This is a genomic window from Lactobacillus sp. ESL0684 (assembly GCF_029392675.1).
Lineage (GTDB): Bacteria > Bacillota > Bacilli > Lactobacillales > Lactobacillaceae > Lactobacillus.
In genome coordinates, this window is the sequence record NZ_CP113941.1 from 1,449,059 (window position 1) to 1,475,948 (window position 26,890).

A 26,890-nucleotide genomic window follows, 5' to 3' on the forward strand; every position below is an offset into this window, starting at 1 on the left:
CTTTTGGTCAAGTCCTCGACTGATTAGTACTAGTCCGCTCCAAGTATCACTACTCTTCCACTCCTAGCCTATCTACCTCATCGTCTTTGAGGTGTCTTACTACTTTACGTATGGGAAATCTCATCTTGAGGGGGGCTTCGCACTTAGATGCTTTCAGCGCTTATCCCTGCCATACTTAGCTACCCAGCTATGCCTTTGGCAAGACAACTGGTACACCAGCGGTATGTCCATCCCGGTCCTCTCGTACTAAGGACAGCTCCTCTCAAATTTCCTACGCCCACGACGGATAGGGACCGAACTGTCTCACGACGTTCTGAACCCAGCTCGCGTGCCGCTTTAATGGGCGAACAGCCCAACCCTTGGGACCTACTACAGCCCCAGGATGCGACGAGCCGACATCGAGGTGCCAAACCTCCCCGTCGATGTGAACTCTTGGGGGAGATAAGCCTGTTATCCCCAGGGTAGCTTTTATCCGTTGAGTGATGGCCCTTCCATGCGGTACCACCAGATCACTAAGCCCGACTTTCGTCCCTGCTCGAGTTGTCTCTCTCGCAGTCAAGCTCCCTTTTACCTTTACACTCTATGAATGATTTCCAACCATTCTGAGGGAACCTTTGGGCGCCTCCGTTACTCTTTAGGAGGCGACCGCCCCAGTCAAACTGCCCGTCTGACACTGTCCTAAATCTCGCTTAGAGATCCTAGTTAGAGTAGCCATCAAACAAGGGTAGTATCCCAACATTGCCTCTGATAATACTAGCGTACTATCTTCTCTGGCTCCTACCTATCCTGTACATGTTTAACAGCTACCCAATATCAAATTGCAGTAAAGCTCCATGGGGTCTTTCCGTCCTGTCGCGGGTAACCCGCATCTTCACGGGTATTATAATTTCACCGAGTCTCTCGTTGAGACAGTGCCCAAATCATTTCACCTTTCGTGCAGGTCGGAACTTACCCGACAAGGAATTTCGCTACCTTAGGACCGTTATAGTTACGGCCGCCGTTTACTGGGGCTTCAGTTCGAACCTTCGCTTGCGCTAAGCTCTCTCCTTAACCTTCCAGCACCGGGCAGGTGTCAGCACCTATACGTCGTCTTACGACTTTGCAGATACCTGTGTTTTTGATAAACAGTTGTTTGGGCCTATTCACTGCGGCTGGTTCTTACACCAGCACCCCTTCTTCCGAAGTTACGGGGCTATTTTGCCGAGTTCCTTAACGAGAGTTCTCTCGCTCACCTTAGTGTTCTCCACTCGACTACCTGTGTCGGTTTGCGGTACGGGTACATTAGCTCTCACTAGAAGCTTTTCTTGGCAGTGTGACTACTTCACCTTCGCTACTTTTATTTCGCTCCTCATCACGTCTTGTGATTATCGAAAGTAAGCATTTGACTCACTCTCTCACTTAACGCTTGAACATGGCTTCCAGCGCCATGCGTGCTTCACCTTCTGCGTCCCTCCATCGTTATTAACGATCTAATGCAGTACAGGAATCTCTACCTGTTGTCCATCGGCTACGCCTTTCGGCCTTACCTTAGGTCCCGACTTACCCTGGGCGGACGAGCCTGCCCCAGGAAACCTTAGTCTTTCGGCGGATAGGATTCTCACCTATCTTGCGCTACTCATACCGGCATTCTCACTTCTAAGCGCTCCACTTATCCTCTCGATTAAGCTTCTCCGCTCTTAGAACGCTCTCCTACCACGCATTACTTTCATAATGCATCCACAGTTTCGGTACTATGCTTAGCCCCGGTAAATTTTCGGCGCAGCGTCACTCGACTAGTGAGCTATTACGCACTCTTTTAATGATGGCTGCTTCTAAGCCAACATCCTAGTTGTCTACGCAACTCCACATCCTTTTCCACTTAGCATAGATTTTGGGACCTTAACTGGTGATCTGGGCTGTTTCCCTTTCGACTACGGATCTTATCACTCGCAGTCTGACTCCAGTGCGCAGATATCTGGTATTCGCAGTTTATCTGAATTCAGTAACCCTTGACGGGCCCTTCGTCCAAACAGAGCTCTACCTCCATTATCTTTTCTCGCACCAGGCTAGCCCTAAAGCTATTTCGGAGAGAACCAGCTATCTCCAAGTTCGTTTGGAATTTCACCGCTACCCACAACTCATCCCCGCAATTTTTAACTTACGTGGGTTCGGTCCTCCAGTGCGTTTTACCGCACCTTCAACCTGGTCATGGGTAGGTCACTTGGTTTCGGGTCTACATCAAATAACTACTGCGCCCTTTTCAGACTCGCTTTCGCTACGGCTCCGTCCTTTTATGACTTAACCTTGCTATTTAACGTAACTCGCCGGTTCATTCTACAAAAGGCACGCCATCACCCTTTAACGGGCTCTGACTACTTGTAAGCACACGGTTTCAGGTTCTCTTTCACTCCCCTCCCGGGGTTCTTTTCACCTTTCCCTCACGGTACTGGTTCACTATCGGTCACAAGTGAGTATTTAGCCTTACGAGATGGTCCTCGCTGCTTCAATCGGAATTCCTCGTGTTCCGACCTACTCAGGATACTGCTCAGCGTGCTTGAAATTTCGCTTACGGGGCTCTCACCCTCTCTGGCTTATCTTCCCAGATAATTCTGCTATCTCTTACACTACCTTTATTGCAGTCCTACTACCCCAAATGATAAATCATCTAGTTTGGGCTCTTTCCGTTTCGCTCGCCGCTACTATGGAAATCGATTTTTCTTTCTCTTCCTGCAGCTACTTAGATGTTTCAGTTCACTGCGTCTTACCCTTATTAGCTATGTATTCACTAATAAGTAATACAATTTCTTGTATTGGGTTCCCCCATTCGGATATCTCCGGATCTCTGCGTACTTACCGCTCCCCGAAGCATTTCGCTGTTTGTCGCGTCCTTCTTCGCCTTCTTGTGCCTAGGCATTCACCGTGCGCCCTTCTTTTCTTGACCTTACCTATAAGATCTTCTCTCTCGGTCGCTCGTGCAATCTGTTTTTCTCTTTGATTGTTTCTCGGTTTTTTCTAGATTATATTCAGTTTTCAATGTCCTAACTTGAGGTACTACCCTCAAAAAACTAAACAATGTCTTCGCTTCTGTGTGCTTCCTTGCTCCTAGGCTTCTTTTAGTATTCCTACTCTCCACCTATTCGCTCTTCCTTAGAAAGGAGGTGATCCAGCCGCAGGTTCTCCTACGGCTACCTTGTTACGACTTCACCCTAATCATCTGTCCTACCTTAGACGGCTGACTCCTTACGGTTATCCTACCGGCTTTGGGTATTACAGACTCTCATGGTGTGACGGGCGGTGTGTACAAGGCCCGGGAACGTATTCACCGCGGCATGCTGATCCGCGATTACTAGCGATTCCAGCTTCATGCACTCGAGTTGCAGAGTGCAATCCGAACTGAGATTAGCTTTAAGAGATTCGCTTGCCTTCACAGGTTCGCTCCTCGTTGTACTAACCATTGTAGCACGTGTGTAGCCCAGGTCATAAGGGGCATGATGACTTGACGTCGTCCCCACCTTCCTCCGGTTTGTCACCGGCAGTCTCATTAGAGTGCCCAACTTAATGCTGGCAACTAATAATAAGGGTTGCGCTCGTTGCGGGACTTAACCCAACATCTCACGACACGAGCTGACGACAGCCATGCACCACCTGTCTTAGTGTCTCCGAAGAGAACATCATATCTCTATGATTTGCACTAGATGTCAAGACCTGGTAAGGTTCTTCGCGTTGCTTCGAATTAAACCACATGCTCCACCGCTTGTGCGGGCCCCCGTCAATTCCTTTGAGTTTTAACCTTGCGGTCGTACTCCCCAGGCGGAGTGCTTAATGCGTTAGCTGCAGCACTGAGAGGCGGAAACCTCCCAACACTTAGCACTCATCGTTTACGGCATGGACTACCAGGGTATCTAATCCTGTTCGCTACCCATGCTTTCGAACCTCAGCGTCAGTTACAGACCAGAGAGCCGCCTTCGCCACTGGTGTTCTTCCATATATCTACGCATTCCACCGCTACACATGGAGTTCCACTCTCCTCTTCTGCACTCAAGAAATACAGTTTCAGATGCAATTCCTCAGTTAAGCTGAGGGCTTGCACATCTGACTTGTCTTCCCGCCTGCGTTCGCTTTACGCCCAATAAATCCGGACAACGCTTGCCACCTACGTATTACCGCGGCTGCTGGCACGTAGTTAGCCGTGACTTTCTGGTTGATTACCGTCAAATATATAGCAGTTACTCTATACATCCTTCTTCACCAACAACAGAGCTTTACGATCCGAAAACCTTCTTCACTCACGCGGCGTTGCTCCATCAGACTTGCGTCCATTGTGGAAGATTCCCTACTGCTGCCTCCCGTAGGAGTTTGGGCCGTGTCTCAGTCCCAATGTGGCCGTTCAGTCTCTCAACTCGGCTATGCATCATTGCCTTGGTAGGCCTTTACCCTACCAACTAGCTAATGCACCGCGGGTCCATCCTTTAGCGACAGCTCGAAAGCCGCCTTTTATAGCTTGATCATGCGATCTTACTTCTTATTTGGTATTAGCACCTGTTTCCAAGTGGTATCCCAATCTATAGGGTAGGTTACCCACGTGTTACTCACCCATCCGCCGCTCGCGCTCTTAGCTTCCTACCCGAAGGTATTCTGTTAAAATTGCTCGCTCGACTTGCATGTATTAGGCACGCCGCCAGCGTTCGTCCTGAGCCAGGATCAAACTCTCATTTTTATCTGTTTGTTTGAATGTTTGCTCATTCGTTCTCCAAGATTTGCATCTCGGATTTATTTGCTTGCGAAATTGACTTCGCTCTTGTTTTGGGCTTTTACACCCGCACACTTTTGCGAAAACATTGTTCAGTTTTCAAAGTACTACCTGCTGCTTATAGCAGCGCTTTTCTATTCTAGCAGACCGTTTTGATCTTGTCAATAACTTTCTGCTCTTTATTTCTGCCCTCTGGCTTCAAACCCTTTGTTTGTTGCCCGACGACAGTTATTAATACTAGCAACTCTTTTCCTCTTTTGCAAGTCTTTTTACTAAATTATTTTGAATGACTAACTTAATAATTCATGTTAAAGTTGTTATATCAAGGTTTATAGGAGGAAAATAAAAATTAAAAAATTTGACTTAGCAATCGTTGGAGCCGGCCCAATTGGACTATTTAGTGCCAATTATGCTCACTTACATGGGCTCAAAACGATTATATTCGATTCACTAAAAGAAGCTGGCGGTCAGCCAAAACTACTTTATCCATTCAAAAAAATTTTTGACATCCCTGTCTTTGATTCAATCACAGGAACGCAATTAATTGATCGTTTGAAAAAAGAAGCACCTAGTCATGCTGATTTTGTTCTACATCATCGAGTAACTAATATTCAAAAAATTGCGGATGAATTTTTAATTGATAATACCTATCTTGCTAAAAGCATCATTATTGCAACCGGAAATGGCTCATTTACTCCCAAAAAGTTTCCTTTGAAGCTTAATGATCAAACTAAGCCACTTGTCCATTACTACATTGACCAACCGCAAAATTTTGCCAATCAAACAGTAGGCGTTTTTGGAGGAGGCGATTCCGCACTCGACTTCGCTCTTGAACTAGCTCAGCAAAAGCAAACTATTGTTAAGCTAATTCATCGGCGAAACGATTTTCGCGGTTTAGAGTCCAGTATTGAGCAACTAAAAAGTTTAAAAAATGTTGAAATTCTGACTCCTTATCTTCCTAAAACTATCTCAATAGTGAATAATCAACTAGATGTTGGTCTAAAACAAGTTGGTGAGGATCACATCTTACACCACCTATTCGACCAAATTGTCGTGGCTTATGGTTTCCGTGCCAACAATAATTTAGTAAAAAATTGGGGCGTTAACGTAAACAATAGCCAAATTACTGTTTCTAGTGAAATGAAAACCAATCTGGCTGGAATTTATGCGGTTGGTGATGTTGCAACTTATCCTGGTCGCGTTCCCATCATTGGCGTTGGTTTTGGTGAAGCACAGATTGCTGTTAATTCAATCATGCGCTCACTATTTCCTGAAAAAACGTTAACGGTTCATTCTACTAGTAGATAAATTTAGGAGATATCCATGGCGATTATCAACTTTATTCTTAATATTGATCAGCACCTAGTCGAAATTGTAAATCAATTTGGCGGCTATACTTATCTAATCCTTTTTGGGATTATTTTTATTGAAACTGGGCTAGTTATCTTTCCATTTTTGCCAGGTGATTCACTAATTTTTGCGGCTAGTTCAATGGCTGTCAATCCTAAATATCATCTAAATATTTGGTTAGTATACCTCGCAGTTTTACTTGCTGCCGTCATCGGAGATGCCTGTAATTATGAAATTGGTGCCCGATCTGTCAATGCTGGTGAAAAATACTCTTGGTTCAACAAATTAATTAATCAGAAAAATCGCGCTAGTGCTGAACATTTTTTTGAAAAACATGGGCCCATTACAATTGTTATTGGGCGGTTTATTCCGTTTATTAGAACCTTTGTCCCATTTATTTCCGGTGGTAGTAAAATGCACTATGGCAAATTTGCCATTTATAATTTAGTTGGCGGAATTATTTGGAGCGGACTGTTTACCATTCTTGGTTACTTCTTTGGAAATATTCCGTTTGTTAAAAACAACTTTTCAATGTTAATTTTGGCGATTATCCTTATCTCGGTTGTGCCAATTGCAATTGTTGGATTGAAAAAGCATTTTACTAAATAAAAAAAAGAGCTTCATAGTGACTTAATCACTACAAAGCTCTTTTTTATTGTCCCAATAACTTTTGGGCAAAATATAATTCATAAATAATCCCAGCTACCGCAAAACATGAGGCAAAAAAGCCTTCAGTTAAGACATTAATAATTGGATCTGTTGCCGGATCAAACAACCAGGTATTACTCCCAGCAAAAAATAAATGATGGAAAGCTATAAAAAAACTATCAAAATTAGTTAACGCAAATGGCAGTAATGCAATTGGCAATAACAAGAATAGTAAGGCCCAAACTTTATTAAGCTTAAGTGCTTTATTGTTCTTGTTTTTCTTATGTAATAAGTAAATCACTAGGCAGCATAAAAAAGCCACTATCGCTAGAATAAATAGCCGTTTCACTTCGGCAAAGTGTTCTGCAGCTAATGGAGAAGTCGGAAAATCTGTCATAGCTAATTTTGTTTGCAAAGGCCAAATTAAATACCACAATAACTGATTGTAATTGTGCATAATTTGCCCTAACGTTAAATTAACTGTTTGACTAGTCTTTTGCACCAATACAAAAACTATTAACAATGGCCAACTAGCAATCAACGCACCAACCACACTGCTAGTTATCGCAAAAATAAAATGGTAAATCAATGTAAAAATGCTATTTTTGGTACTCATAATTTAAACTCATCTAAACTATTAACAATATACGTTGGCTTACGCTTGTCACTAATATCTTCACTCTTGGTAATTCCAGTTGTCACTAGCAATTGATCAACTTTACTATTGAAACCTGCCTTAATATCCGTATCATAATTATCACCAACAATTAAGGTCTGCTCCTTAGCATAGCGTAATAGATTGAGCGCTTTTTCAACTATAATTGGCGCCGGTTTACCAATATAAAGCGGCTGCTTACCACTTGCAGCAGCAATCATGATACATTGTGAACCATTACCTGGCATTAGCCCTTCATCACTAGGCAAATTCAAATCTGCATTAGTACCAATAAATGTCGCACCATTTCTAATAGCATCTGCAGCTACACGTACTTTATGGTAAGTTAAATCCCGGTCCATGCCTACTATCACATAATCAGGATTACGATCATCTAACTCAAATTCTGGATGCTGCAAAAACTCCCGTTTTAAGCCTATCTCACCAATTAAATAGACCCCAATCTTATTTTTAGTTTCTCGTTCCAAAATATAGCTAACTGTTGCCATGCTTGGAGTATAAACATGCTTTAAGTCTGTCTTTACACCATGTGTAGCTAACTTATCCACCACCATTTGTGGTGTCCTTGTGGTATTATTCGTTAAAAAAAGATAGTCTTTTCCAGCAGCCTCTAGACGCGCAACAAATCGAACCCCTGCAGCAATTGTTTCCTTGCCACGATAAATAGTGCCATCAAGATCAATTAAAAATAAGCCATAATCTTTCATTTAATTACTACTCTTTCTCTTTTTAATTACAAATGCATGGTGATTACCTTGTTCACTTTTAATGGCAACTGTCTGTTTTTTAAAACGAGTTTGGCGAACTCGACGCTTTCTAAAATTGGCAGATGAACTGTGCCTAGTATTAGCAGGTCCATTTCTGTGGTGACCGCGAGCGTGATTTTTCTTATTATTGGTATGATAATGGTGAACCGGATCTAGTAACTGCAAAATAAAGTAACTACCACCAGGATTACAGTATTCAAGCAAATAATCCGCAATTGTCTGCTGCTTACGATCCAGCGCGGTGCGAACCTTATCTTGGTAAAAACCCTTTAAGCGCAAATGTCCACTAGAAACATCCCCAACAATAAAATCATACTGATCAAGATAGGGATCATATTTCTGACGCAACATTTCTAAATCTAATCCTGCTTGCTTGTCAACTAAAACTCGATATACCTGATGATTTATCTGCAATTGATCTTCATTTTGCATTACAACAGCTAGTGGATGCCTCAGTGGCTGTTCTTTGGCAAACTTATTTTCACGATGACCAGTATCCTGATCCTTAGATACAGTTTGGCGCTCATTCATTCATTTGCTCCTTTCAGTGGATACTTCTGCGCTAAGTAATTGCCAACTACCTCACGCAAAAATTGTGGAAACAAAAATTGGTTTTGGCCAACTATTGCCAAAGTAGGGAAAAATGGCACTAAAACATAATGATCTAAACAGGCAAGTTGATAGTCTTGATCGGGATCGAGTGCCTTACCCTTAACATAAACAGTTTGACTGGCTTCATCAAATTCAATCCCTTTATAGTACATTTGCCCAAAAATTTTGCCACGAAAACTCATTCCTTGTAAATGAAATTGATCAAGATAATGGCGGTTTTTTTCAATTTCCATTACTAACCGCCACAAATCTCGTCCTTTTAAAGTAGAACGAACCACATGCATTGAATGTGGCAACGTCTTCTGCAAATCATATTCTGTTAAAATTCCCTGCTTAAATGGTTGCAAAAATAAACCTGAGCTAAGAATAGCCAAGTCGGTATCAGCAAAATCAGCAATCGCGTCTAGCGATACCTTAATACTGGTTTCCAAATTATTCCCGAATTTAGCCGGCAAATTAGCTACCCGTTTTTGATTCAAAATTGCTTTCCCACGCTTACGATAAGCGGCAATAGTAATTTCATCTTCGGGTTCTTCCTTCATCAAACTGGTTGGCGCTACCGATGGCGTAATTTGCTGAACATGGTGTTGATCATCAAGCTCAACCTGAACATTACCAACATAATTTCCCCATTTACCAGTTTGAGTAATCCAAACGCCGTTAACCTCTTCACCTTTTTTGAGTAAATTATGGCTGTGGCCGCCAATAATCAAATCAATCTGTGGATAATTCTGTGCCAAAAAGCGATCCATGTCTAATCCGACATGGGTCAATAAAAATAAGGCATCATATTTACCAGCAATTTTAGGTAATACCGTATCCATTGCTTCTTTTAATTGTTTAACATGCCAATGATTTGGTTCATAAGAAAGTGGATAAGCAGCTGTCAAGCCAATGAGGGCAATTCGCGTCCCTTTTTTGGTAGTTAAAATTTGAACTTGCGATGCCCAGTGCGGCATTGTCTCGTCTTCTTCACGTAAATTAGCCAATACCACTGGAAATTGTGCATGATCAAATAAATGTTCCACCACCTCATGTGAATTTGAGATTCCCTCATTATTACCAATGGTTACGGCATCATAGTGAAATGAATTCATCAATTCAATATTAGCTTGCCCAAAAGTCGCATCCGTAAGGGGATGCGAGCGATCCATAAAATCACCAGCATCAAAAGTCAACACCTGATCAACCGATTGATCTTGTTGGGCCTGGGCCAAGTACCGGCCAATTTTAGGGAAATGCTCAAAATGCGAATGTAAATCATTAGTGTGTAAAATGCGAATTTTTTCCATGTGCCTTCTATCCAATCTGATTTGCTTTTAAAATTGTTTGATATGCTTCTAAAACAGGACCTTTTGGTTTGTCCCACTCAACCCAACTAGGATTTTGCCAATCAGCTTCATTAGTCAAGGTTTCTAATTGATAATTTTCATTGATATATTTTTCATAAGTAATCAATGCCTTAGTCCGCGGAATATTTAATTGCAAAATCCGCACCTCTTTTATTGCCCCATGATCTACTGCTAGTTCGGCAATTCCATTTTGGTCAATATTAGCAATCTCAAAATAGCTGCTGCCATCATTACGGGTTATTTCTTCTATTAAATCTAATTCTTCGTATTGTTGATCTGCCATTATAAAGTTCTACCTAAAATGAAATAAAAATTGTTACTTATAGTAAAAAAGTGTCACCATGCTATGGTAAAATGCAATAGAGGTGTACACATGAAACATCAAAGCCACCTAATATTGGTGCTTTTTTTCAGTTTAATTTTTTTAATAACTAGTGGTTTTACCGTCGTCGGGCACAGAGGAGATCCTACCAAGTATCCTGAAGAAACTATCCAAAGCGATGACTCCGCGTTCAATTCGGGCGCTGATTACGTCGAACTCGATCTGCATTTATCAGCAGACGGCGTTTTAGTAGTTTGCCATGATGACGATCTCTTCCGCGTAACCCACTCACATGCAATTGTATCACAAAATAATTGGGATGCCCTTAGCCAATTAAGATATGATAATGGCGAAACGGTCAAAAGTTTACCACAGATTTTTGCCCATTATCGTAAACGCCCTGAAACCAAATTCGTTCTAGAAACTAAAATTGATCATGGTGTTGATCATTCTTACCAATTAGAAGAACAAATTGCCCAGACAATCAAAAAATACCATATGGAAAAACGGGTCATGATTCATTCATTCTCCGCTGCCAGCCTGTTTAAACTGCGTGAACTAATGCCTGATGCCTACTTAATCTTAATTGTTGGCAGTCTTAAACGGATTAACTTTAGCAACTTACCACAAGTCAACGCAGTTAACGTCGCAGCTGATGTTATCCAAAATCATTCATGGCTAATCCATTGGCTTCATACACTGAATAAACAGGTTTACGTCTGGACTGAAATGGATGAATCACCCGACTTGTGGCATTGGCTAATCAATAAAAACGTTGATGGCGTGGTCACTAATTTTCCAGCTACCGGTTTTAAATATAAGTTAGCTAAAGAAGGTACTAAAAAATACGATATTCACCGTAAAGGAATCTATTTTGGTAAGCAAAAAACTCCGATTATGATGAATCCCTATGTCCGTGTTAAACAAGGTAAATATGTTAAACCTAAACAAAAATTGAATGTCATGTATGGCGTCAGGGCACATAATCAACTGTTTTATCAAATAGCTAATCAAAGCTTTATCTCTGCAGAATTCGTCAATCTCGACTTAAAAGAGCAAGACTTAGCACCTTATCAAGATAAACAAATTATTGCCAAACCACAAAAACAAGTCGCAATTTACCGTTATCCTGATAACCAAGCCAAAACTAAACAAAAACTACCAGCAAACCAATTATTTAAAATTCAAAATTTCAATGGTAGTCCAAAAAGTTTGTGGCTCTACACCAATCTAGGCTGGGTCAAGGCCAAACAAATTCTCTTCTATGGCTTTTTTGATCAAACTAGCTGGCACAATTATCGGCAATTACCACGTATTAGTCAGTATCGTAATATTGCTCTAACTGCCTACTTACCACGTACTAGCGATCCCGTCGTTCCTTATCTAAAGCTACTAAAAGTCACTAAAAAAATCGCCAACTAAAAAAGGATTCACTTTAATTGTGAATCCTTTTTATTATTGATTTAACGTACTTTGCTTCTTAAGCAACTCATACGGCAATTCGATTTGAGTTTCTGGTAATTCCTCGTTAGCCATTAGCTTAGTCAGCATTCTCATTGCCACAGCTCCCATATCATATAAAGGTTGCTTAATTGCCGTTAGTGCAGGTCTAACAACAGAAGCAATCTTAGTTGCACTAGCAGTGACAATTTCTAATTCATCTGGAACTTTCTTACCAGCATCTGTTGCTGAATTCAAAATTCCTACTGCAGTAATATCGCGAGTAACAATTACGCCATCAACGCCATCTTTCATCAACTGTGAATACAAATTATAACCATCTGCGTGATCTTTAATGTTAGTGTAAACATGTCCTTCACCCAAGTTATGATCAGCCATGAATTTTTGGTAAGCCGGAATTCGGTGATCAGCATTTACTACCGCTTTAGGATCGCCAACTACTAGCGCCAAGTTCTTTTTACCATCGTTATAAAGCAAGTTCAATGCTTCTGTATCAGCCTTTTGATAATCAATTGTTACTGATGGAAATTCTGTATGATTATCCTTAGTACCAGCCAAAACCACTGGCGTATCGGTTCTCTTAAAAGCATCAACTGCTTCCTGAGGTAAACGGTTAGACATATAAATCACACCATCAACTTGCTTATTAAGCAAACTCTGAATTGCTTGATCCTCTTTCATTAACCGATTCTCAATACTAGTAATAATGATATTGTATTTATAAAGCAGGGCAATATCATCAATTCCTTTAGACAATTCTGCAAAGTAAAGGTTGGTTAGGTCTGGTACGATTAATCCAACCGTTGTTGTTCTCTTAGAAGCAAGTCCTTGAGCCACTGCATTTGGTTGGTAGTGCAAACGATTGATAACTTTCATTACTCGATCGTGTGTATCCTTACGCACATTCGTATTACCATTAACCACCCGTGAAACAGTTGCCATTGAAACCTTGGCTTCACGAGCTACATCATAAATTGTAACTTCTTGTTTTCTCATTTTAAAATCCCCTATTTCTGAAATATTCAATATAAAAGATTACCACGATTTTTTCTCATTAGCAAACGTTTTCACTTATTCTTTCATTTTTTCATGGCTAGAACATGCTATAATTTGCTTAACTAACTGTTAATTTGAAAGGAATACACAATGAATTTAACTAAATTACAGGAATGGTTACAAGAAACAAACAATGACTTAGCCTACATTTCCAATCCAAAAACGATTGCCTATTTTACTGGCTATGAAATGGAACCACATGAGCGCATATTTGCCTTGCTAGTCTTCAAGGATCAAGATCCCTTCGTTTTCGTACCAGCACTAAATGTTGAAGAAGCTAAAAATTCTGCATGGAATGGTGATGTTTATGGCTATCTTGACTCAGAAAATCCGTGGGCAATGATTGCCGATCGAGTAAAGCAAACCACTGCAGCTTACCAAAACTGGGCACTGGAAAAAAACGACTTGTCCGTTGCTCATTACCAATTAATCCATGAACAATTTCCTGATGCTAACTTTGAAAGTGATGTCTCCAGTTTCATCGACCAAATTCGTTTGTACAAAACTCCTACTGAAATCGAACAATTAAAAGCAGCTGGTCAAGAAGCCGATTTTGCTTTTCAGATTGGTTTTGATACCATCAAGACTGGCGTTAGCGAACGCTACATCGCTGGTCAAATTGAATATCAATTAAAATTACAAAAAGGAGTAATGCAGCAAAGTTTTGAAACCATTGTCCAAACGGGTGCTAATGCTGCCAACCCTCATTTAGGTCCTTCAATGGCTAAGGTTCAGCCTAATGAATTAGTTTTATTTGATTTAGGTACTATGCACAATGGCTATGCTTCAGATGCCAGCCGAACAGTTGCCTATGGCACGCCAACAGCCAAACAAAAAGAAATCTATGAGATTGACCGTGAAGCCCAACAAGCAGCCATTGATGCCGTTAAACCGGGAATGACTGCTGGCGAATTAGACAGTGTTGCCCGCAATGTGATTACTAAAGCTGGCTATGGCGAGTACTTTATCCATCGTTTAGGTCATGGAATCGGTAAAAATGTCCATGAATATCCATCAATTGTTCAAGATAACGATTTAGTGATTGAAGAAGGTATGTGCTTTTCGATTGAACCAGGAATTTACATTCCTGGAGTTGCTGGCGTCCGAATTGAAGATTGTGGTGTAGTTACTAAAAATGGTTTCGAGCCTTTTACCCACACCGACAAGGCACTCAAAACTATTCCAATCAATGATTAATAACTAACAACAAAAAATGCACCAACAAGAATCGTTCTTGTTAGTGCATTTTTGCTTATTAAAATTATTTTTAAGATTCTGGGGCTGGCGGGGTTGGCACAACTGGGTCAGAATCTGGTTTTGGTTCAGTTGGTTCGGCATGATACATATCTGCGACCGCATCAGTTGCACTATCTGCTTGTGCTAAATCATCAGCATCAGAACTATCGATAACGATATCATCAAAATCTTTCAATTCAGAATCATCTTCAACTTTTTTAGGAAAAGAAGTTAATTGATTCTTGACAATCTCTGTACCATTATCATATTTTTGCTTTAAGTCATTTGCAGTCGGGTTTTCTTTAACCTTACGCTTCAAATCCTCTACTCGATCATCACTTACTAAGAGTGATCCGGCCACAAAGCCTGCTGCACAACCAATAATTGTTCCTAAAATAGCACTTGTAGTCTTTTTCATAAAAGTTGCTCCTTTACTTATTCTCTACCTTGACGACGTTTGCGTCTTGCAAACATTGATGTTACAGCAGAAGATATCACACCGCTACGCTTAGCGTGATTATTACTAAACTTCTTTGCTAACTTACGTGATGATGCATTAACATCCGACATGCTCGTCCCAACATCTGCAACTGCTTGAAAAACTGGATCTAAGGTCTTGACCTTGACGTTAACATCGGCTAGTAAGACATTGGTCTTATCAAGCAAATCATTCGTTTGATCAAGTATAACATTAACATCTTTAGTTAGCTGCTGAATTGAATCATTAGTGGTAGCAATTGTCTCATTTATTTGCTTAGTCGTTTTCGCCATCCGAACTAGTACCGGTATTGCGAACAACACTAAAATCAACAACGCTACTGCCGCAATTAATCCAGCCAGCGCACCATAGGAAATTTCCATTTCTTACCCTCCAATTTTGCATCTAAAAAAAGTCTAGCATGAAAATGCTTCAATCTCAATCTTTATGTAATATTTTGTTATAGTTAAAATACAGAATATGAAAGGCAAATTAATGAACAACACGTTTAATTTCAATCAAAATTTTTTAAAAATTAATTGGGACAAAGTTGGTGAGCATTTAGGCACGATTGTTTGGCAATTAGTCTTATCAACCATCGTCTTTTATCTGATTGATCATTTCGGCAAGAAGATAATTAACCACTATTTAAACCATAGTAAGCGAAAACAGACTAAACGTACTAGAACAGTTACTGCACTAATTAACAGTATCTTTCAATATACCGTAATTTTCTTTTATTTGTTTGGAGTACTTTCAATTTTAGGAATTCCGGTTGGGACTCTACTAGCAAGTGCCGGAATTTTTTCGCTGGCAATTGGGATGGGCGCGCAAGGTTTTGTCAGCGATCTAGTCAATGGTTTTTTCATCTTAAGTGAAGATCAATTCGATGTCGGCGATGTGGTGCAGATTAATAATCAAACTGGGGTAGTCATCCAGCTCGGCTTAAGGACCACTAGACTCAAAGGAACTGATGGGTCAATTATTTACATTCCCAATCGTAATATTTCAGTTGTGCAAAACGTTGCTCATGGCGGGATTGGACTTGATCTAGAACTACAGCTTAATGCAGACAATGATTTTGCTAAAGTTTATATGCTAATTAAACAAGCTAATCAGGAAATCAAATTAGCTAAAAAGACCCTTGTGCAAGGACCAAAAATTGTCGGTATTACCAAACAAACTGCCAAAACGGTTAGTTATGTTGTGCATTTTCAAGTTAAACCTGGACAAGAACAAGTTGTGCAAAATCGCTACTTGGCCGAATATTTAAAAATTCTCCAAGCTAACCAAATAACCCTTGCTGGCTAAAACCGAAAATAAAAACGCTAGAATAACAATATTCTGGCGTTTTTTAGTACTTTCATGAACAAAAAGTCCTAACTTTTAGTAATTTTACTTAAAGCATCTTTAACTGCAGCCTTTAAAGCCCGGCTAGTATTAGAGGCACCGGAAACAGCATCTACTTCAATAGTATTTTGTCTAATCATTTCTTTAGGCAATTCTTTAAGTGCCTTAAGCCCATAATCAGCCGATTCTTCCTGTTTTAAGACTTCAATATCTTGTAAATTTTGTTGTTCATCAACAGTTATGCGAACGATTAATTCATCGCCCATACCAATTGTAGACTTCCCGATAAATTGATTTTTCTTAGTTGAGTAAACTGCAGCTTGCATATCAGATTGACCCAAAGCTGAACTATCAACTGGCACCTCGCTAGTCTGCTGCTCACTTATCACCGCTTCCTTGACTTGCGCAGCATTTTCGCCTGCAATTTTACCAAAAATCAAACAGTCAGAAATGTCTCCACCACCTTGATACTGCCCATTCCAAATTGAACCTAATTCCCCAGCAGCATATAAGTGAGGAATCGGTTCACCTGCTAGGTCTACAACTTCAGCACGCGCATTTCTTCTAGGGCCACCTTGCGTATTCAACATTCCCTGACTTAAAGGAACTGCATAATAAGGGCCATCATCAAATGCACGCATAGTTTTAATATCACGATGAAATTCTGGATCATTGCCGGCTGCAACACTTTCGTTAAAACGAGTTATAGTTTGTTGCAAGTTTTCTTTAGAAACAGTTATTTTATCTGCTAGGTCTACTAAGCTCGCGGCTTTAATTGCCCTATTAGTAACAGCTTGGTAGTAGTCGTCTTTGTTTAGTTCGTTAAATTGCGTTTGATCAAAGACTAAATACGGATGCTCTTGCGTCTGCGGCGCGCGCCATAAGCCATGATTATACCAATAACCATGTCTAGCAACTTCGTCTTCTCGATGGTAACGCGTGCCATCATCACCAATTCTCAAAATTGAACCATTATTCAGTGCTGGTCCAGCAAATAATGGTGCCCTTTGACCTTCATCAAAATGTAGAAGCGTCATTGAACCTGAAGTAGCCTGCATATGCCACAAATCAGCTCCTGCTTCAATCGCAAGATCAATTCCGATACCCTTATTATAAATCGTACCAACTGGGCCAATAAATGGCTCACCAACATAATTTTGTACTTTATCTTTATTGTTTTCAAAACCGCCCGAAGTTAAAACTACTCCGCCCTTTGCTTTAACATTAACCTTTTGCCCAGCTCTTTCAATCTGAACTCCAACAATCGTCCGATCATCATTGGCCTTAATTAAATGTAATGCTGGAGCATCAAACCAAACATCAATCTTATCTGTTCGCTTAACAACTTGCTGACGTAATGTTTTCCATAAAGCAGCATCACTATAGCCTTCATGTACCAATAAAAAGTCAAAGTCTTCCGCACCTGCTAGTTCAGGATATTCTGGCGTCATTGATTGCAAGCCTGCAAATTTTTGCGGCTGTTTGTCAATCATTTCACGAACACTAACAGGTTCAACGTCCAAATATTTTTTTAGATAGTCTTTCATCTGAGCCAATTCACACGTATATACGTCAACCATTTCTTCATCATAGTTCATTGGCTTAGTTAGATTAACAAAATATTGCTTGATTTTATCTGGCTCAGAACCTGACATAATTAACTGGCCACAATACCGTGTATTACCACCTTCATGTCCTTCTGGAGCAGAATCAATTAATAAGACCTTCGCACCATTATCTGCCGCAAATCTGGCAGCTGTAGCACCTGCACCACCAAACCCAACTACAATTACATCATATACTGCTTGCCATTTTTTTAATTGTTGTTCTAGCATTTAAAAATCCTTCCACAAAAAAGATATCGCTTTCATAAAATATATGCTTATTATAGGACTTCAAATTTTAATGTCAATTTTTTGTGAAATTATTATAAAGCTTTTTATTCAACCCGTTCAAGCCATTTAGGCCAAGCCTCAAGCAACTTAACAATTGCCTTACCCCGATGCGAAATTTCATTTTTTTCCTGCATAGTCATTTGGGCAAAAGATTTATTCTTTGCTGGCACAAAGAACAGTGGATCATATCCAAAACCGTCTTCTCCTCGCGGTGCTGCTAAAATCTGACCTTGACACTCACCAGTTACTACTAAATCTTGAGCAAATTCTCCGGGTTTAGACGCTACAATTGTCGTTGTGAATTTAGCAGTCCGCTTTTCAGGAACAATTCCGCCTAATTCTGCTAACAATTTGGCATTATTTTGCGCATCATTGTGTCCTTGGCCTGCATAACGAGCTGAATGCACACCTGGCGCTCCGTCAAGTGCATCGACCATTAGACCAGAGTCATCAGCCAGCGTAATCAACCCACTAAAATTTGCCAAAGCGTGCGCTTTTAATTTCGCATTTTGTTCAAAGGTAGTACCGTATTCATCAACAATTGGTGGATTATCGAAATCGCGATTAGTTTTAACCATAATTTTTAACCCAGCTTTTTGAAACGCCTGCTTTAGTTCTCTGGCCTTACCTTGATTCGTAGTCGCAAATAAAATTTCTTTAACCATTATTCTTCTCCTCCTGTTAGTTTAGTCGCAGCAAATTCAGGATCTCCCAAAATCTTTTTCCCCAACTTATCCACCATTGCTACATCTCCAGTTGTGTAATATTCGTGTTTAGCATCGACATTTGCTGCTAGCAAATCAGCTTTTCGTAATTGAACAGCAGTCTCTTTTGTTACTTGAACTGCTGGATCAACCAACGTAATTTTAGGACCTAGCACTTGGGCAAACTCCGCTTGTAAAATTGGATAATGGGTACAACCTAGCACTAGTGTGTCAAATTCCTGCTGCTTAAGTGGCTTTATGGCAGTCTTTACTGCCGCCATAGTTACTGACGGCTCAGCAGCTTGTTCAATTAACGGTACTAGTGTCGGTGTGGCTAACTGTGTTACCGCAATCCCAGCATCGCGAGCCTTAATTGCTTTTAAATAAGCATCTTGCTTAATCGTATAATCCGTTGCCACTACCGCTACCTTTTGATTTTTAGTTGCTCTAACTGCTGCTAATGCACCAGCTTGCACGATACCAACAAGTGACACTGCAACTTCTTTTTGCAGGATGTCCAGTGCAGCAACAGTTGCCGTATTACAGGCAAAAATAATTACTTTAGCATTTTTTCTTATTAAAAAATCGACACTTTGCCTAGTCAAGGCCACAATTTCCGCCTGTGTCTTATCACCATATGGCACGTGACCATTATCCCCAATAAAAATTGTTGATTCATTAGGCATTTGTTTAATTACCTGTTTAACCACTGTTAAGCCGCCAACACCAGAATCTAGTAAGCCAATTGGCCGATTATCTGTCATATAAATTTTCCCCCAAATTTTTTCTACTTTAATCAATTTTACGGTAAAATATAAGAGAATAAAAGGAATGGATATTTATGCAAAATAACAATCAATCAAACGAACATGTTTACTTTATCAATCAATTATATCGTGACTTTATCTTACCCACTATTTTAGGTGAAGACACTGCAGAAATTCTTTATTGGGCTGGCAAGAAAGTGGCACGTAAATATGACCTAGCCTCATTTGAAGACGTTCAGAGCTTTTTTGCTACAGCTGAATTTGGTACCCTTAATAAAACTAAAGAACGTCGTTCATCGATAACTTTCACGCTTTCTGGTCAAAGTGTTAGTGACCGCATAACTAGCGACAATCAAGAATTTACACTAGAAGCTGGTATCTTGGCTGAAGCAATTCAAAAAGAAACTGGCCGCACTACCGAATGTGAATTAACCATTGATGACAAAAAGCATCAAGTACAACTAATTGCTAGTTTTGATTAATTTAATAAGTTAATTAGTTGAATTTTTTCTCCCTCTTGCCATATTATTAAAGTAAGTTGAGGAGGCAAATCAAATGCTAAAAGAATTTAAAGAGTTTATCAAACGCGGTAATGTCATGGATTTAGCCGTCGGGGTAATTATTGGTGGTGCCTTTACCGACATTGTTAATTCATTGGTAAAAAATCTAATTAATCCATTGCTTGGATTATTTGTCGGCAAAATCGATCTTTCTAATCTAACTCTCAAGATCGGAGCAGCAACTTTTAAATACGGTGAGTTCATTAACACCATAATCAACTTTTTGATCATTGCTTTTATCGTTTTCTTACTAGTTAAAGCAATGAATAAGATAACTAATAGTGAAAAAGAGCAAAGTGAGCAAAAGCCACCTGAACCTACTGCTGAAGATTACTTGAAACAAATTCGTGATCTATTACAAGAAAAACACAATTAAAAAACTTCCTGCATTGCAGGAAGTTTTTTAGTCTGTATACTGATTCAAAATCTGATCAAGCTTGGCCTTAGGTGTATAACCAGTTAATCGATCAACAACTTCGCCATCTTTTTTAATGATTAATGTTGGAATAGCCATAATTCCTAAAGAACTTGGTGTTTCCTTATTTTGGTCAACATCCATCTTCGTAAACTTAACGTCTTGGCGTTCCTCAGCCAATTCATCAATTACTGGTGACTGCATTTTACAAGGACCACACCATGTAGCCCAAAAGTCAGTTAAGACCACCCCAGTTTTAGTTTCATCTTCAAAATTTTGATCTGTAATTTCATCAACCATGAAGTCTACCTCCAAACAAATCTTTAGTTCCAATTGTTATCTTCAGTATAGCAAGCCTACTTACTTTTTACAAGTAGTTTACTTCAAGTGCACGATTGTTGCACCATTGCCGCCTTCGTTTGCCGGAGCATAATTATAACTGTCAACATGTTGATTGCTGGCTAGATATTGCCAAACTCCCTTACGGATCGCCCCTGTACCAATACCGTGAATAATTGTTACTACATCTAATCCTGCTAATAATACGGAGTCAAAATAGCGATCCAAGTTAGTCATTGCTTCTTCATAACGCTGTCCGCGCAAATCTAGCTCTGAACTAGCGTTAGCTCTTCGCATACTACTAGTTGCCCGAACAATATGTTTAGCTTTAGGCTTAGTAGCAGCAATCCGTTCAACATCCTGATCGCTAACTTTCACCTTCATAATTCCCAATTGCACCTCATATTGATGCTCAGATAATTTTTTAGAAATCGTACCGACTTGTCCATACGATAAAACTTTAACGCGATCACCTACATTAACATGATGGCGTCTTTTTTCGCGCTGTAAGACCTTGTTTTGCGCTAAATTTTCGTTCTGCTTAGCAAGTTGATTTAACTCACCTTTAGCAGAAATAACTTCATTTTCTTTCAAATTACCCGGCTGTTGCTCAAGCTTGGCAATGATTTTATCAGCTTTTTTGCGCTTTTTAGCTACAATTTCACTAGCGCGTTCTTGAGCAAAATCAAGTTGTTTTTGCACTCGCTGATTATACCAATCAAGGGCCTGCTGCAATTTTTGCTCAAGCTTCTGACTACGATCAAGGCTAGTTTGCAAATGATTGCGAGCATCAGTGGCTTGTTGCGTCTGCTGGTTAAGCCGTTCAATCATAGTATTAATTTCCGTGTTTTCCTCGGACATTAATCCTTCGGCACCCTTAACTACATCCTCGCGCATTCCTAAGCGACGGGCAATGGCAAAGGCATTACTGTGTCCTGGAATCCCAATTTGTAAACGATAAGTCGGCGACAAAGTTTTCAAATCAAATTCCATTGAGGCATTGGTAGTTTTAGGACGATTATAGCCATAGAGTTTTAATTCTGGATAATGCGTAGTAACCATAATCTTAGCTTGTTTTTTACGCAAAAAATCCAAGATACTAATTGCCAGGCTGGCCCCTTCTTCGGGGTCAGTTCCGGCACCAATTTCATCGATTAGCACCAAAGTCTGATCATCAACATGTTTCATAATTTGGATAATGTCATTAATATGTGAAGAAAAAGTACTTAAGGATTGCTCAATCGATTGTTCATCACCAATATCCGCGGCAATTTCCTGATAAACTCCGACCACGCTACCCTCTTGAGCTGGAATAAATAAACCAGCTTGCGCCATAAGCTGCAAAATACCGACTGTTTTGAGCGTAATCGTTTTACCACCAGTATTCGGTCCAGTAATTAAAACAGTATCAAATTCTCCACCAAGCCGAATATCATTCGGAACTACCTTATCTTGATCAATTAATGGGTGCCGAGCTTGCAATAGATTAATCGTCTGATCAGTGGAGAGTTTAGGTTCCGTTGCCTGCATTTGTTTAGCTAGTTGTGCTTTTGCTTGCAAAAAGTCCAGTTCTGTTAGTCCATCCGCAATCTCGTCAATTGCATCAACTTCCTCACGCGCTAAATCAGACAAATTACGTAAAATGCGCTGAATTTCTTGTCTTTGTTCTGCTAATAAATTTTGCTGACGATTGTTTAGGTTTAAAACCGCACCAGGTTCAATAAACAAAGTTTGGCCGCTGGCACTTTGGTCGTGTACGACCCCACCAAACTTACCGCGATATTCCTGTTTAACTGGAATAACATAACGTTCATCCCGAATAGTTACAATCTGTTCAGATAAATATTTGCTAGTATTGCCCTTAATGTACTCATCCATTCGGGCCTTAATCTCTGCATCATTGCTTTTTAGGGCATGACGCAAACTGGCTAAGTTACTTGAAGCTGTATCAAGTACCGTACCATCATAATCAAGTGATTTTTTTAACTCATTTAGCAAAACCACCGGGACAGCTAATTTTGCCAAAATATCAGCAATTGCCGTTAAATCCAATTGTTCTGGATCAATATCTTCTAAAAAGCCATTAATATCATTGGCCAAAACCAAGATTAATAAGATATTACCTAATTCTTCTGCATTCAGATTAGCCTTAATACGCAATCGTTTGGTGCTTGGTTCTACCGCCGCAAAATCTGTTAGTGGTAATTGGCCTTTAATGCGCAATAAGTTGACCATTGCGAGAGTTTGCCGCAAAGTTAGCTCAACTTGGGCAAAATCACCGCTAGGTTTCAATTGACCAGCACGCTTTTTAGCTGACAAGGTAATTGCTAATTGCTTAAGTTGCTCGGTAATTTTATCAAATTCTAGAGTTTCTAGTATTTTAGTATTCATTCGTTAACTTTTTCTCTTTTAAGTAAAAAGGACTGGCATTGCCAGTCCTTTATTTTTATTCACCACTTAAACGGTCATCATCCAAGAAGGTGTTAAGTACCCCCTGCACCATGTCCCATTCTTCATCCGATTCAATTTCATGTAAATCGTTACTGGTTACGTCACCTGCATCATCTGCATCATAACTAAACGCTTGAACTTCTACTTCTTCATCATCGCCGACTGCAGCTGGATAAAGCAAGATATAGGACTTATCATAGTCGTCAGCATGAAATGTAAATAATATTTCAAATAATTCTTCATTACCCTTATCATCAACTAAGGTAATTTGCCGGTCATCGCCGTGCACTTCTTGTGTCATATTAATCCTTTCGGTGTAAGTCTAAATAATTTTGCAAAATTAAAACAGCTGCCATCTGGTCAACTACTGCTTTACGCTTATGCCGGTCATGTATTCCCGCTTCCTCAATTAAGACACGCTGTGACTCAATTGTAGTTAAGCGTTCATCAGAATAATAAACTGGTAAAGCAAATTTGTCTTGCAGACGTTTTCCATAAGCTTTACTGCGCTGAGCAGAAACTCCAGATGAACCATCCATATTATGTGGCAAGCCTAATACAAAACCAGTTGGTTCAAACTTGCGTACTAATTTTTTTAAAGGACGCATCCCAAAGTTATATTTTGACTCATCAATTGGAATCGTTTCTACCTTTTGGGCAGTTATCCCCAATTCATCGCTAACAGCTACGCCAATCGTTTTTGACCCAACATCTAAACCAAGCAACCTCATTACTTATCTTTACCCAGATAGCCCTTAACTAGTTCTTCAATAATTTCATCACGTTCGTGTTTCAAAATTAAATTGCGAGCATCATTATGCCGTGGAATATAAGCTGGGTCACCAGACAACAAATAGCCAACAATCTGGTTAATCGGATTATATCCCTTTTCTTCAAGTGCATTATAGACATCTTGCAGAGTGTCATAAACATTCTTGCCTTTATTTTTATTGAAGTCAAAATGCATAGTCTTGTCTAGTGAACTCATAATCATTCCTCCTAGCATAATTTTACTTTAAAAACTAGATAAACTCAATCAATTAATTTTTAGAAATCATTGCAACTACTGTCTTAATTGCCTCAGCAAGTCCCGCTGGATTTTTACCACCAGCTTGTGCCATATCAGGACGACCACCGCCGCCACCACCAAATAATGGTGCGGCTTGCTTAATTAAATCCCCTGCTTTCAGACCTTGATCTAAAGCCTTTTGTCCAAGGCTAATAATCATGTTAGCTTTACCATCACTAGCAGCTCCCAAAACTAAAACATCTGATTTTGGCTCTTTCTTCCAACTGTCAGACAATTCACGTAAATCTTTCATTCCTTTAACATTAGCTTTTTGAGCAATTACTGTTAAATCACCGGCTTGTTCAACGTGATCAAAGATTTCACCCGCTTTAGCTTGATTAATCTGTAAATTCAAAGCGCCAATCTTGGTCTGACTATCATGCAAGTCTTTTTCTAAACTTTGAACTTTATCAATGATATTTTCTGGTTTAGTAGATTTTACTTCAGATTGAATATTATCAAGCAATTCTGAACGATGAGTCAAATATTCGTAAGCCTTCTTGGAAGTGACAGCTTCTATACGACGAGTTCCAGCACCGTTAGCATATTCTGCCGTAATCTTAAAAATACCGATTTGGCTGGTATTATCAACATGTGTACCACCACAAAATTCAGTTGAAAAATCTCCCATTTGAACAACTCGAACTTTATCACCATATTTATTATCAAATAGTGCTAAAGCCCCCATTGCCTTGCCGTCTTCAGGATCGGTAATCGTGGTTTCAACGTTTAAAGCAGCCCAAATCTTCTCATTAACCAGTTTTTCAACTGCCGATACTTCTTTAGGCGTCATCGGATCAACCACGGTAAAGTCGAACCGTAAAAAGTCAGGCTCAACTAAACTACCAGCTTGGTGAGTATGTTCACCTAGAACACTACGCAATGCCGAATGCAATAAGTGCGTTGCCGAGTGTGAATGGCGTAACCCTTCTCTACGACCACGATCAATCTTTAAAACGTATTCCTCATTCTTTTTAAGTGGAAGAATTACTTGCACAAAGTGCAGATTTTGGTCATTAGGAGCATGTTGCACATCGGTTACTTGCGCTACCAGTTCGCCTGCCTGATTATAAATATTACCATGATCTGCCACCTGACCACCGCGTTCTGCATAAAATGGGGTCTTATCAAAAATCAAGGTGGCATTATCGTCACTCGTTTCATCAACTAATTGATCGTTTGCAATAATATCAATTAATTTAGCATGTTTTTCTTCATAAACACCATATTCAAATTCTGACTTGTCCTTAATCCCCATTAAAGTCTCATTTTGTGAGCCCATCGATTGCAAGTTACCGCGAGCTTCACGAGCACGATCTTTTTGGGCTTGCATCTCAGTGTCAAAGCCCTGTTTATCAACTCTTAGACCAGCATCCTCAGCAGCTTCAACTGTCAATTCATAAGGAAAACCATAGGTATCAAACAATTTAAAGGCATCTTTACCAGTAATTGTTTGGTTGTCACTTGCTTTGGCCTTTTCAATTAAATCATCTAGCAATGCCAACCCTGATTCCAAAGTTTCTTGGAATCTTTCTTCTTCATTCTTAATTACTTTGGCAATGAAATCCTGTTGCTCAGTGATTTCTGGATAATGACTAGCCATAATTTGCCCAACAACTGGTACTAATTTATAAAGAAATGCTCCCTTAATGCCTAGATGCTGACCATTTACATCAGCCCGACGAATCAAACGCCGCAAAACATAGCCACGACCAGTATTTGAAGGTAGCGCACCATCACCGATTGCAAAACTAACCGTCCGCACATGATCGGCAATAATCTTAAACGAGGTCGTATCAGCTTTATTTTCACCATATTTTTTGTTTGCTGACATTTTTTCAGTGGCGTGAATAATCGGCAAAAACAAATCAGTTTCAAAATTAGTTGGCGCATCTTGCAAGATTGATAATACTCGTTCTAATCCCATTCCCGTATCAATATTCTTATGCGGTTGATCAACATATTCACCATTAGCTAAATGATTAAATTGAGAGAAAACTATATTCCAAATTTCAAGATAACGGGCATTTTCACCACCAGGGAAGTTTTCTGGATCATCTTCGGCTACATCGTTATTTTCTTGACCACGATCATAAAAAATTTCTGAATCCGGACCACAAGGACCCTCACCAATATCCCAGAAATTTTCTTCTAGTTTAACAATATGGTCTTCAGGCATCCCCACTTTTTTCCAAATCTTTTGGGTTTCTGTATCCTTAGGATAAACCGTGCAGTATAGCTTACTTTGATCAAGATCAAGCCATTTCGGACTAGTTAAAAATTCCCAAGCCCATGCAATTGCATCTTCCTTAAAGTAGTCACCAACTGAAAAATTACCTAGCATTTCAAATAAGGTTTGATGACGAGCAGTTTTACCAACATTTTCAATATCATTAGTCCGAATCGACTTTTGCGAACTAGTAATACGTGGATTTTCAGGAACAACTGAACCATCAAAATACTTCTTCATTGTCGCTACACCAGAATTTATCCACAACAGCGTTGGATCATCCTGTGGAATCAGCGATTGGCTCGGTGAAATCGTATGTCCGTGCTGTTTAAAGAAGTCTAAAAACAATTGTCTAAATTCAGAACTAGTTAGTTTCTTCATTATTTTTCTCCTTTTTTGTTAAATAAAAAAGCACTGTTAAGC

General features: G+C 39.8%; 24 protein-coding genes and 2 rRNA genes. 7 read left to right on the forward strand and 19 right to left on the reverse strand.

Annotation, left to right across the window (positions count from 1 at the left end; translation table 11 throughout):
• Window positions 1-3: 3 nt before the first annotated feature.
• Window positions 4-2,920, reverse strand: a 23S ribosomal RNA gene (locus tag OZX56_RS07165).
• A gap of 210 nt (window positions 2,921-3,130) precedes the next feature.
• Window positions 3,131-4,696 (reverse strand): 16S ribosomal RNA (locus OZX56_RS07170).
• The 16S and 23S rRNA genes sit together here, the layout of an rRNA operon.
• Window positions 4,697-5,116: 420 nt before the next feature.
• On the opposite strand from OZX56_RS07170, the gene OZX56_RS07175 reads away from it, so the two are divergent.
• A complete protein-coding gene (locus OZX56_RS07175) occupies window positions 5,117-6,037 on the forward strand; it encodes an NAD(P)/FAD-dependent oxidoreductase (RefSeq protein WP_277140368.1) in 921 nt (306 codons plus the stop codon).
• Between the two features lie 15 nt (window positions 6,038-6,052).
• On the forward strand, window positions 6,053-6,688 hold the full coding sequence (locus OZX56_RS07180; protein WP_277125913.1) for a VTT domain-containing protein: 636 nt from the start codon (window positions 6,053-6,055) through the stop codon (window positions 6,686-6,688).
• Between the two features lie 43 nt (window positions 6,689-6,731).
• Here OZX56_RS07180 and OZX56_RS07185 read toward each other — a convergent pair whose 3' ends face one another.
• Genes OZX56_RS07185 through OZX56_RS07205 form a run of 5 tightly spaced genes read right to left on the reverse strand, consistent with a single transcriptional unit; the run spans window position 6,732 to window position 10,417 of the window.
• Window positions 6,732-7,343, reverse strand: a complete 612-nt coding sequence (locus tag OZX56_RS07185) for a TIGR01906 family membrane protein (protein ID WP_277125912.1) — start codon at window positions 7,341-7,343, stop codon at window positions 6,732-6,734.
• Window positions 7,340-8,110, reverse strand: coding sequence for a TIGR01457 family HAD-type hydrolase (locus OZX56_RS07190; protein WP_277139405.1), 771 nt, complete (start codon window positions 8,108-8,110; stop codon window positions 7,340-7,342). The genes OZX56_RS07185 and OZX56_RS07190 overlap by 4 nt, the downstream gene beginning before the upstream one ends.
• Window positions 8,111-8,701 (reverse strand): YutD family protein, encoded by a 591-nt coding sequence (locus tag OZX56_RS07195; RefSeq protein WP_277139406.1) that lies wholly within the window; start codon window positions 8,699-8,701, stop codon window positions 8,111-8,113.
• Window positions 8,698-10,074: a bifunctional UDP-sugar hydrolase/5'-nucleotidase gene (locus OZX56_RS07200; RefSeq protein ID WP_277125908.1), complete on the reverse strand. Its 1,377-nt coding sequence runs from the start codon at window positions 10,072-10,074 to the stop codon at window positions 8,698-8,700. Before OZX56_RS07200 ends, OZX56_RS07195 begins: the two co-directional genes overlap by 4 nt.
• A 7-nt stretch (window positions 10,075-10,081) precedes the next feature.
• Window positions 10,082-10,417: a hypothetical protein gene (locus OZX56_RS07205; protein ID WP_277125907.1), complete on the reverse strand. Its 336-nt coding sequence runs from the start codon at window positions 10,415-10,417 to the stop codon at window positions 10,082-10,084.
• A gap of 90 nt (window positions 10,418-10,507) precedes the next feature.
• On the opposite strand from OZX56_RS07205, the gene OZX56_RS07210 reads away from it, so the two are divergent.
• Entirely contained in the window at window positions 10,508-11,878 is a 1,371-nt protein-coding gene (locus OZX56_RS07210) for a glycerophosphodiester phosphodiesterase (protein ID WP_277125906.1), read from the forward strand.
• 33 nt (window positions 11,879-11,911) lie between these two features.
• On the opposite strand, the gene OZX56_RS07215 is transcribed toward OZX56_RS07210, so the two are convergent.
• Window positions 11,912-12,913, reverse strand: a complete 1,002-nt coding sequence (locus OZX56_RS07215) for a substrate-binding domain-containing protein (RefSeq protein ID WP_277139407.1) — start codon at window positions 12,911-12,913, stop codon at window positions 11,912-11,914.
• A gap of 150 nt (window positions 12,914-13,063) precedes the next feature.
• Here OZX56_RS07215 and OZX56_RS07220 point away from each other — a divergent pair, with 150 nt between their 5' ends.
• Window positions 13,064-14,170, forward strand: coding sequence for a Xaa-Pro peptidase family protein (locus OZX56_RS07220; protein ID WP_277139408.1), 1,107 nt, complete (start codon window positions 13,064-13,066; stop codon window positions 14,168-14,170).
• 70 nt (window positions 14,171-14,240) lie between these two features.
• Here the strand turns inward: OZX56_RS07220 and OZX56_RS07225 are convergent, their stop codons facing one another.
• Window positions 14,241-14,627: a YtxH domain-containing protein gene (locus OZX56_RS07225; RefSeq protein ID WP_277139409.1), complete on the reverse strand. Its 387-nt coding sequence runs from the start codon at window positions 14,625-14,627 to the stop codon at window positions 14,241-14,243.
• Between the two features lie 17 nt (window positions 14,628-14,644).
• On the reverse strand, window positions 14,645-15,070 hold the full coding sequence (locus tag OZX56_RS07230) for a DUF948 domain-containing protein (protein WP_277139410.1): 426 nt from the start codon (window positions 15,068-15,070) through the stop codon (window positions 14,645-14,647).
• Window positions 15,071-15,182: 112 nt separating this feature from the next.
• Between OZX56_RS07230 and OZX56_RS07235 the strand changes: the two genes are divergently transcribed.
• Window positions 15,183-15,998, forward strand: coding sequence for a mechanosensitive ion channel family protein (locus tag OZX56_RS07235; RefSeq protein WP_277125899.1), 816 nt, complete (start codon window positions 15,183-15,185; stop codon window positions 15,996-15,998).
• A 68-nt stretch (window positions 15,999-16,066) separates the two neighbouring features.
• Here OZX56_RS07235 and OZX56_RS07240 read toward each other — a convergent pair whose 3' ends face one another.
• The 3 genes from OZX56_RS07240 to murI form a co-directional block, all read right to left on the reverse strand.
• Window positions 16,067-17,872, reverse strand: coding sequence for an FAD-binding protein (locus OZX56_RS07240; RefSeq protein WP_277139411.1), 1,806 nt, complete (start codon window positions 17,870-17,872; stop codon window positions 16,067-16,069).
• A 104-nt stretch (window positions 17,873-17,976) separates the two neighbouring features.
• The gene (locus OZX56_RS07245; RefSeq protein WP_277139412.1) at window positions 17,977-18,597 is read right to left on the reverse strand and encodes an XTP/dITP diphosphatase; all 621 of its coding nucleotides are present in this window, start codon (window positions 18,595-18,597) and stop codon (window positions 17,977-17,979) included.
• Window positions 18,597-19,400, reverse strand: a complete 804-nt coding sequence (gene murI / locus OZX56_RS07250) for a glutamate racemase (RefSeq protein WP_277139413.1) — start codon at window positions 19,398-19,400, stop codon at window positions 18,597-18,599. The genes OZX56_RS07245 and murI overlap by 1 nt, the downstream gene beginning before the upstream one ends.
• A gap of 77 nt (window positions 19,401-19,477) precedes the next feature.
• On the opposite strand from murI, the gene OZX56_RS07255 reads away from it, so the two are divergent.
• Both OZX56_RS07255 and mscL read left to right on the forward strand, forming a co-directional pair.
• Window positions 19,478-19,885 (forward strand): YslB family protein, encoded by a 408-nt coding sequence (locus tag OZX56_RS07255; protein ID WP_277139414.1) that lies wholly within the window; start codon window positions 19,478-19,480, stop codon window positions 19,883-19,885.
• 73 nt (window positions 19,886-19,958) lie between these two features.
• Complete coding sequence (gene mscL, locus OZX56_RS07260) at window positions 19,959-20,339, forward strand: large-conductance mechanosensitive channel protein MscL (protein ID WP_277139415.1); 381 nt, start codon at window positions 19,959-19,961, stop codon at window positions 20,337-20,339.
• 27 nt (window positions 20,340-20,366) lie between these two features.
• Here the strand turns inward: mscL and trxA are convergent, their stop codons facing one another.
• From trxA to alaS, 6 genes are all read right to left on the reverse strand, one after another.
• Complete coding sequence (trxA, locus tag OZX56_RS07265) at window positions 20,367-20,678, reverse strand: thioredoxin (protein ID WP_277125892.1); 312 nt, start codon at window positions 20,676-20,678, stop codon at window positions 20,367-20,369.
• Between the two features lie 78 nt (window positions 20,679-20,756).
• Window positions 20,757-23,108, reverse strand: coding sequence for an endonuclease MutS2 (locus tag OZX56_RS07270; RefSeq protein WP_277139416.1), 2,352 nt, complete (start codon window positions 23,106-23,108; stop codon window positions 20,757-20,759).
• A gap of 55 nt (window positions 23,109-23,163) precedes the next feature.
• Window positions 23,164-23,469: a DUF1292 domain-containing protein gene (locus OZX56_RS07275; protein WP_277125890.1), complete on the reverse strand. Its 306-nt coding sequence runs from the start codon at window positions 23,467-23,469 to the stop codon at window positions 23,164-23,166.
• A 1-nt stretch (window position 23,470) separates the two neighbouring features.
• A complete protein-coding gene (ruvX, locus tag OZX56_RS07280) occupies window positions 23,471-23,899 on the reverse strand; it encodes a Holliday junction resolvase RuvX (RefSeq protein WP_277125888.1) in 429 nt (142 codons plus the stop codon).
• Window positions 23,899-24,156: an IreB family regulatory phosphoprotein gene (locus OZX56_RS07285; protein ID WP_277125887.1), complete on the reverse strand. Its 258-nt coding sequence runs from the start codon at window positions 24,154-24,156 to the stop codon at window positions 23,899-23,901. Before OZX56_RS07285 ends, ruvX begins: the two co-directional genes overlap by 1 nt.
• 52 nt (window positions 24,157-24,208) lie before the next feature.
• The gene (gene alaS / locus OZX56_RS07290; RefSeq protein WP_277139417.1) at window positions 24,209-26,848 is read right to left on the reverse strand and encodes an alanine--tRNA ligase; all 2,640 of its coding nucleotides are present in this window, start codon (window positions 26,846-26,848) and stop codon (window positions 24,209-24,211) included.
• Window positions 26,849-26,890 lie beyond the last annotated feature (42 nt).

What these genes read in the sequence shown, in the direction of transcription:
- OZX56_RS07180 (WP_277125913.1), top strand. Translation starts at nt 6,053, where the DNA reads ATGGCGATTATCAACTTTATTCTTAATATTGATCAGCACCTAGTCGAA.
- OZX56_RS07185 (WP_277125912.1), bottom strand. Translation starts at nt 7,343, where the DNA reads ATGAGTACCAAAAATAGCATTTTTACATTGATTTACCATTTTATTTTT.
- OZX56_RS07190 (WP_277139405.1), bottom strand. Translation starts at nt 8,110, where the DNA reads ATGAAAGATTATGGCTTATTTTTAATTGATCTTGATGGCACTATTTAT.
- OZX56_RS07195 (WP_277139406.1), bottom strand. Translation starts at nt 8,701, where the DNA reads ATGAATGAGCGCCAAACTGTATCTAAGGATCAGGATACTGGTCATCGT.
- OZX56_RS07200 (WP_277125908.1), bottom strand. Translation starts at nt 10,074, where the DNA reads ATGGAAAAAATTCGCATTTTACACACTAATGATTTACATTCGCATTTT.
- OZX56_RS07205 (WP_277125907.1), bottom strand. Translation starts at nt 10,417, where the DNA reads ATGGCAGATCAACAATACGAAGAATTAGATTTAATAGAAGAAATAACC.
- OZX56_RS07210 (WP_277125906.1), top strand. Translation starts at nt 10,508, where the DNA reads ATGAAACATCAAAGCCACCTAATATTGGTGCTTTTTTTCAGTTTAATT.
- OZX56_RS07215 (WP_277139407.1), bottom strand. Translation starts at nt 12,913, where the DNA reads ATGAGAAAACAAGAAGTTACAATTTATGATGTAGCTCGTGAAGCCAAG.
- OZX56_RS07220 (WP_277139408.1), top strand. Translation starts at nt 13,064, where the DNA reads ATGAATTTAACTAAATTACAGGAATGGTTACAAGAAACAAACAATGAC.
- OZX56_RS07225 (WP_277139409.1), bottom strand. Translation starts at nt 14,627, where the DNA reads ATGAAAAAGACTACAAGTGCTATTTTAGGAACAATTATTGGTTGTGCA.
- OZX56_RS07230 (WP_277139410.1), bottom strand. Translation starts at nt 15,070, where the DNA reads ATGGAAATTTCCTATGGTGCGCTGGCTGGATTAATTGCGGCAGTAGCG.
- OZX56_RS07235 (WP_277125899.1), top strand. Translation starts at nt 15,183, where the DNA reads ATGAACAACACGTTTAATTTCAATCAAAATTTTTTAAAAATTAATTGG.
- OZX56_RS07240 (WP_277139411.1), bottom strand. Translation starts at nt 17,872, where the DNA reads ATGCTAGAACAACAATTAAAAAAATGGCAAGCAGTATATGATGTAATT.
- OZX56_RS07245 (WP_277139412.1), bottom strand. Translation starts at nt 18,597, where the DNA reads ATGGTTAAAGAAATTTTATTTGCGACTACGAATCAAGGTAAGGCCAGA.
- murI (WP_277139413.1), bottom strand. Translation starts at nt 19,400, where the DNA reads ATGACAGATAATCGGCCAATTGGCTTACTAGATTCTGGTGTTGGCGGC.
- OZX56_RS07255 (WP_277139414.1), top strand. Translation starts at nt 19,478, where the DNA reads ATGCAAAATAACAATCAATCAAACGAACATGTTTACTTTATCAATCAA.
- mscL (WP_277139415.1), top strand. Translation starts at nt 19,959, where the DNA reads ATGCTAAAAGAATTTAAAGAGTTTATCAAACGCGGTAATGTCATGGAT.
- trxA (WP_277125892.1), bottom strand. Translation starts at nt 20,678, where the DNA reads ATGGTTGATGAAATTACAGATCAAAATTTTGAAGATGAAACTAAAACT.
- OZX56_RS07270 (WP_277139416.1), bottom strand. Translation starts at nt 23,108, where the DNA reads ATGAATACTAAAATACTAGAAACTCTAGAATTTGATAAAATTACCGAG.
- OZX56_RS07275 (WP_277125890.1), bottom strand. Translation starts at nt 23,469, where the DNA reads ATGACACAAGAAGTGCACGGCGATGACCGGCAAATTACCTTAGTTGAT.
- ruvX (WP_277125888.1), bottom strand. Translation starts at nt 23,899, where the DNA reads ATGAGGTTGCTTGGTTTAGATGTTGGGTCAAAAACGATTGGCGTAGCT.
- OZX56_RS07285 (WP_277125887.1), bottom strand. Translation starts at nt 24,156, where the DNA reads ATGAGTTCACTAGACAAGACTATGCATTTTGACTTCAATAAAAATAAA.
- alaS (WP_277139417.1), bottom strand. Translation starts at nt 26,848, where the DNA reads ATGAAGAAACTAACTAGTTCTGAATTTAGACAATTGTTTTTAGACTTC.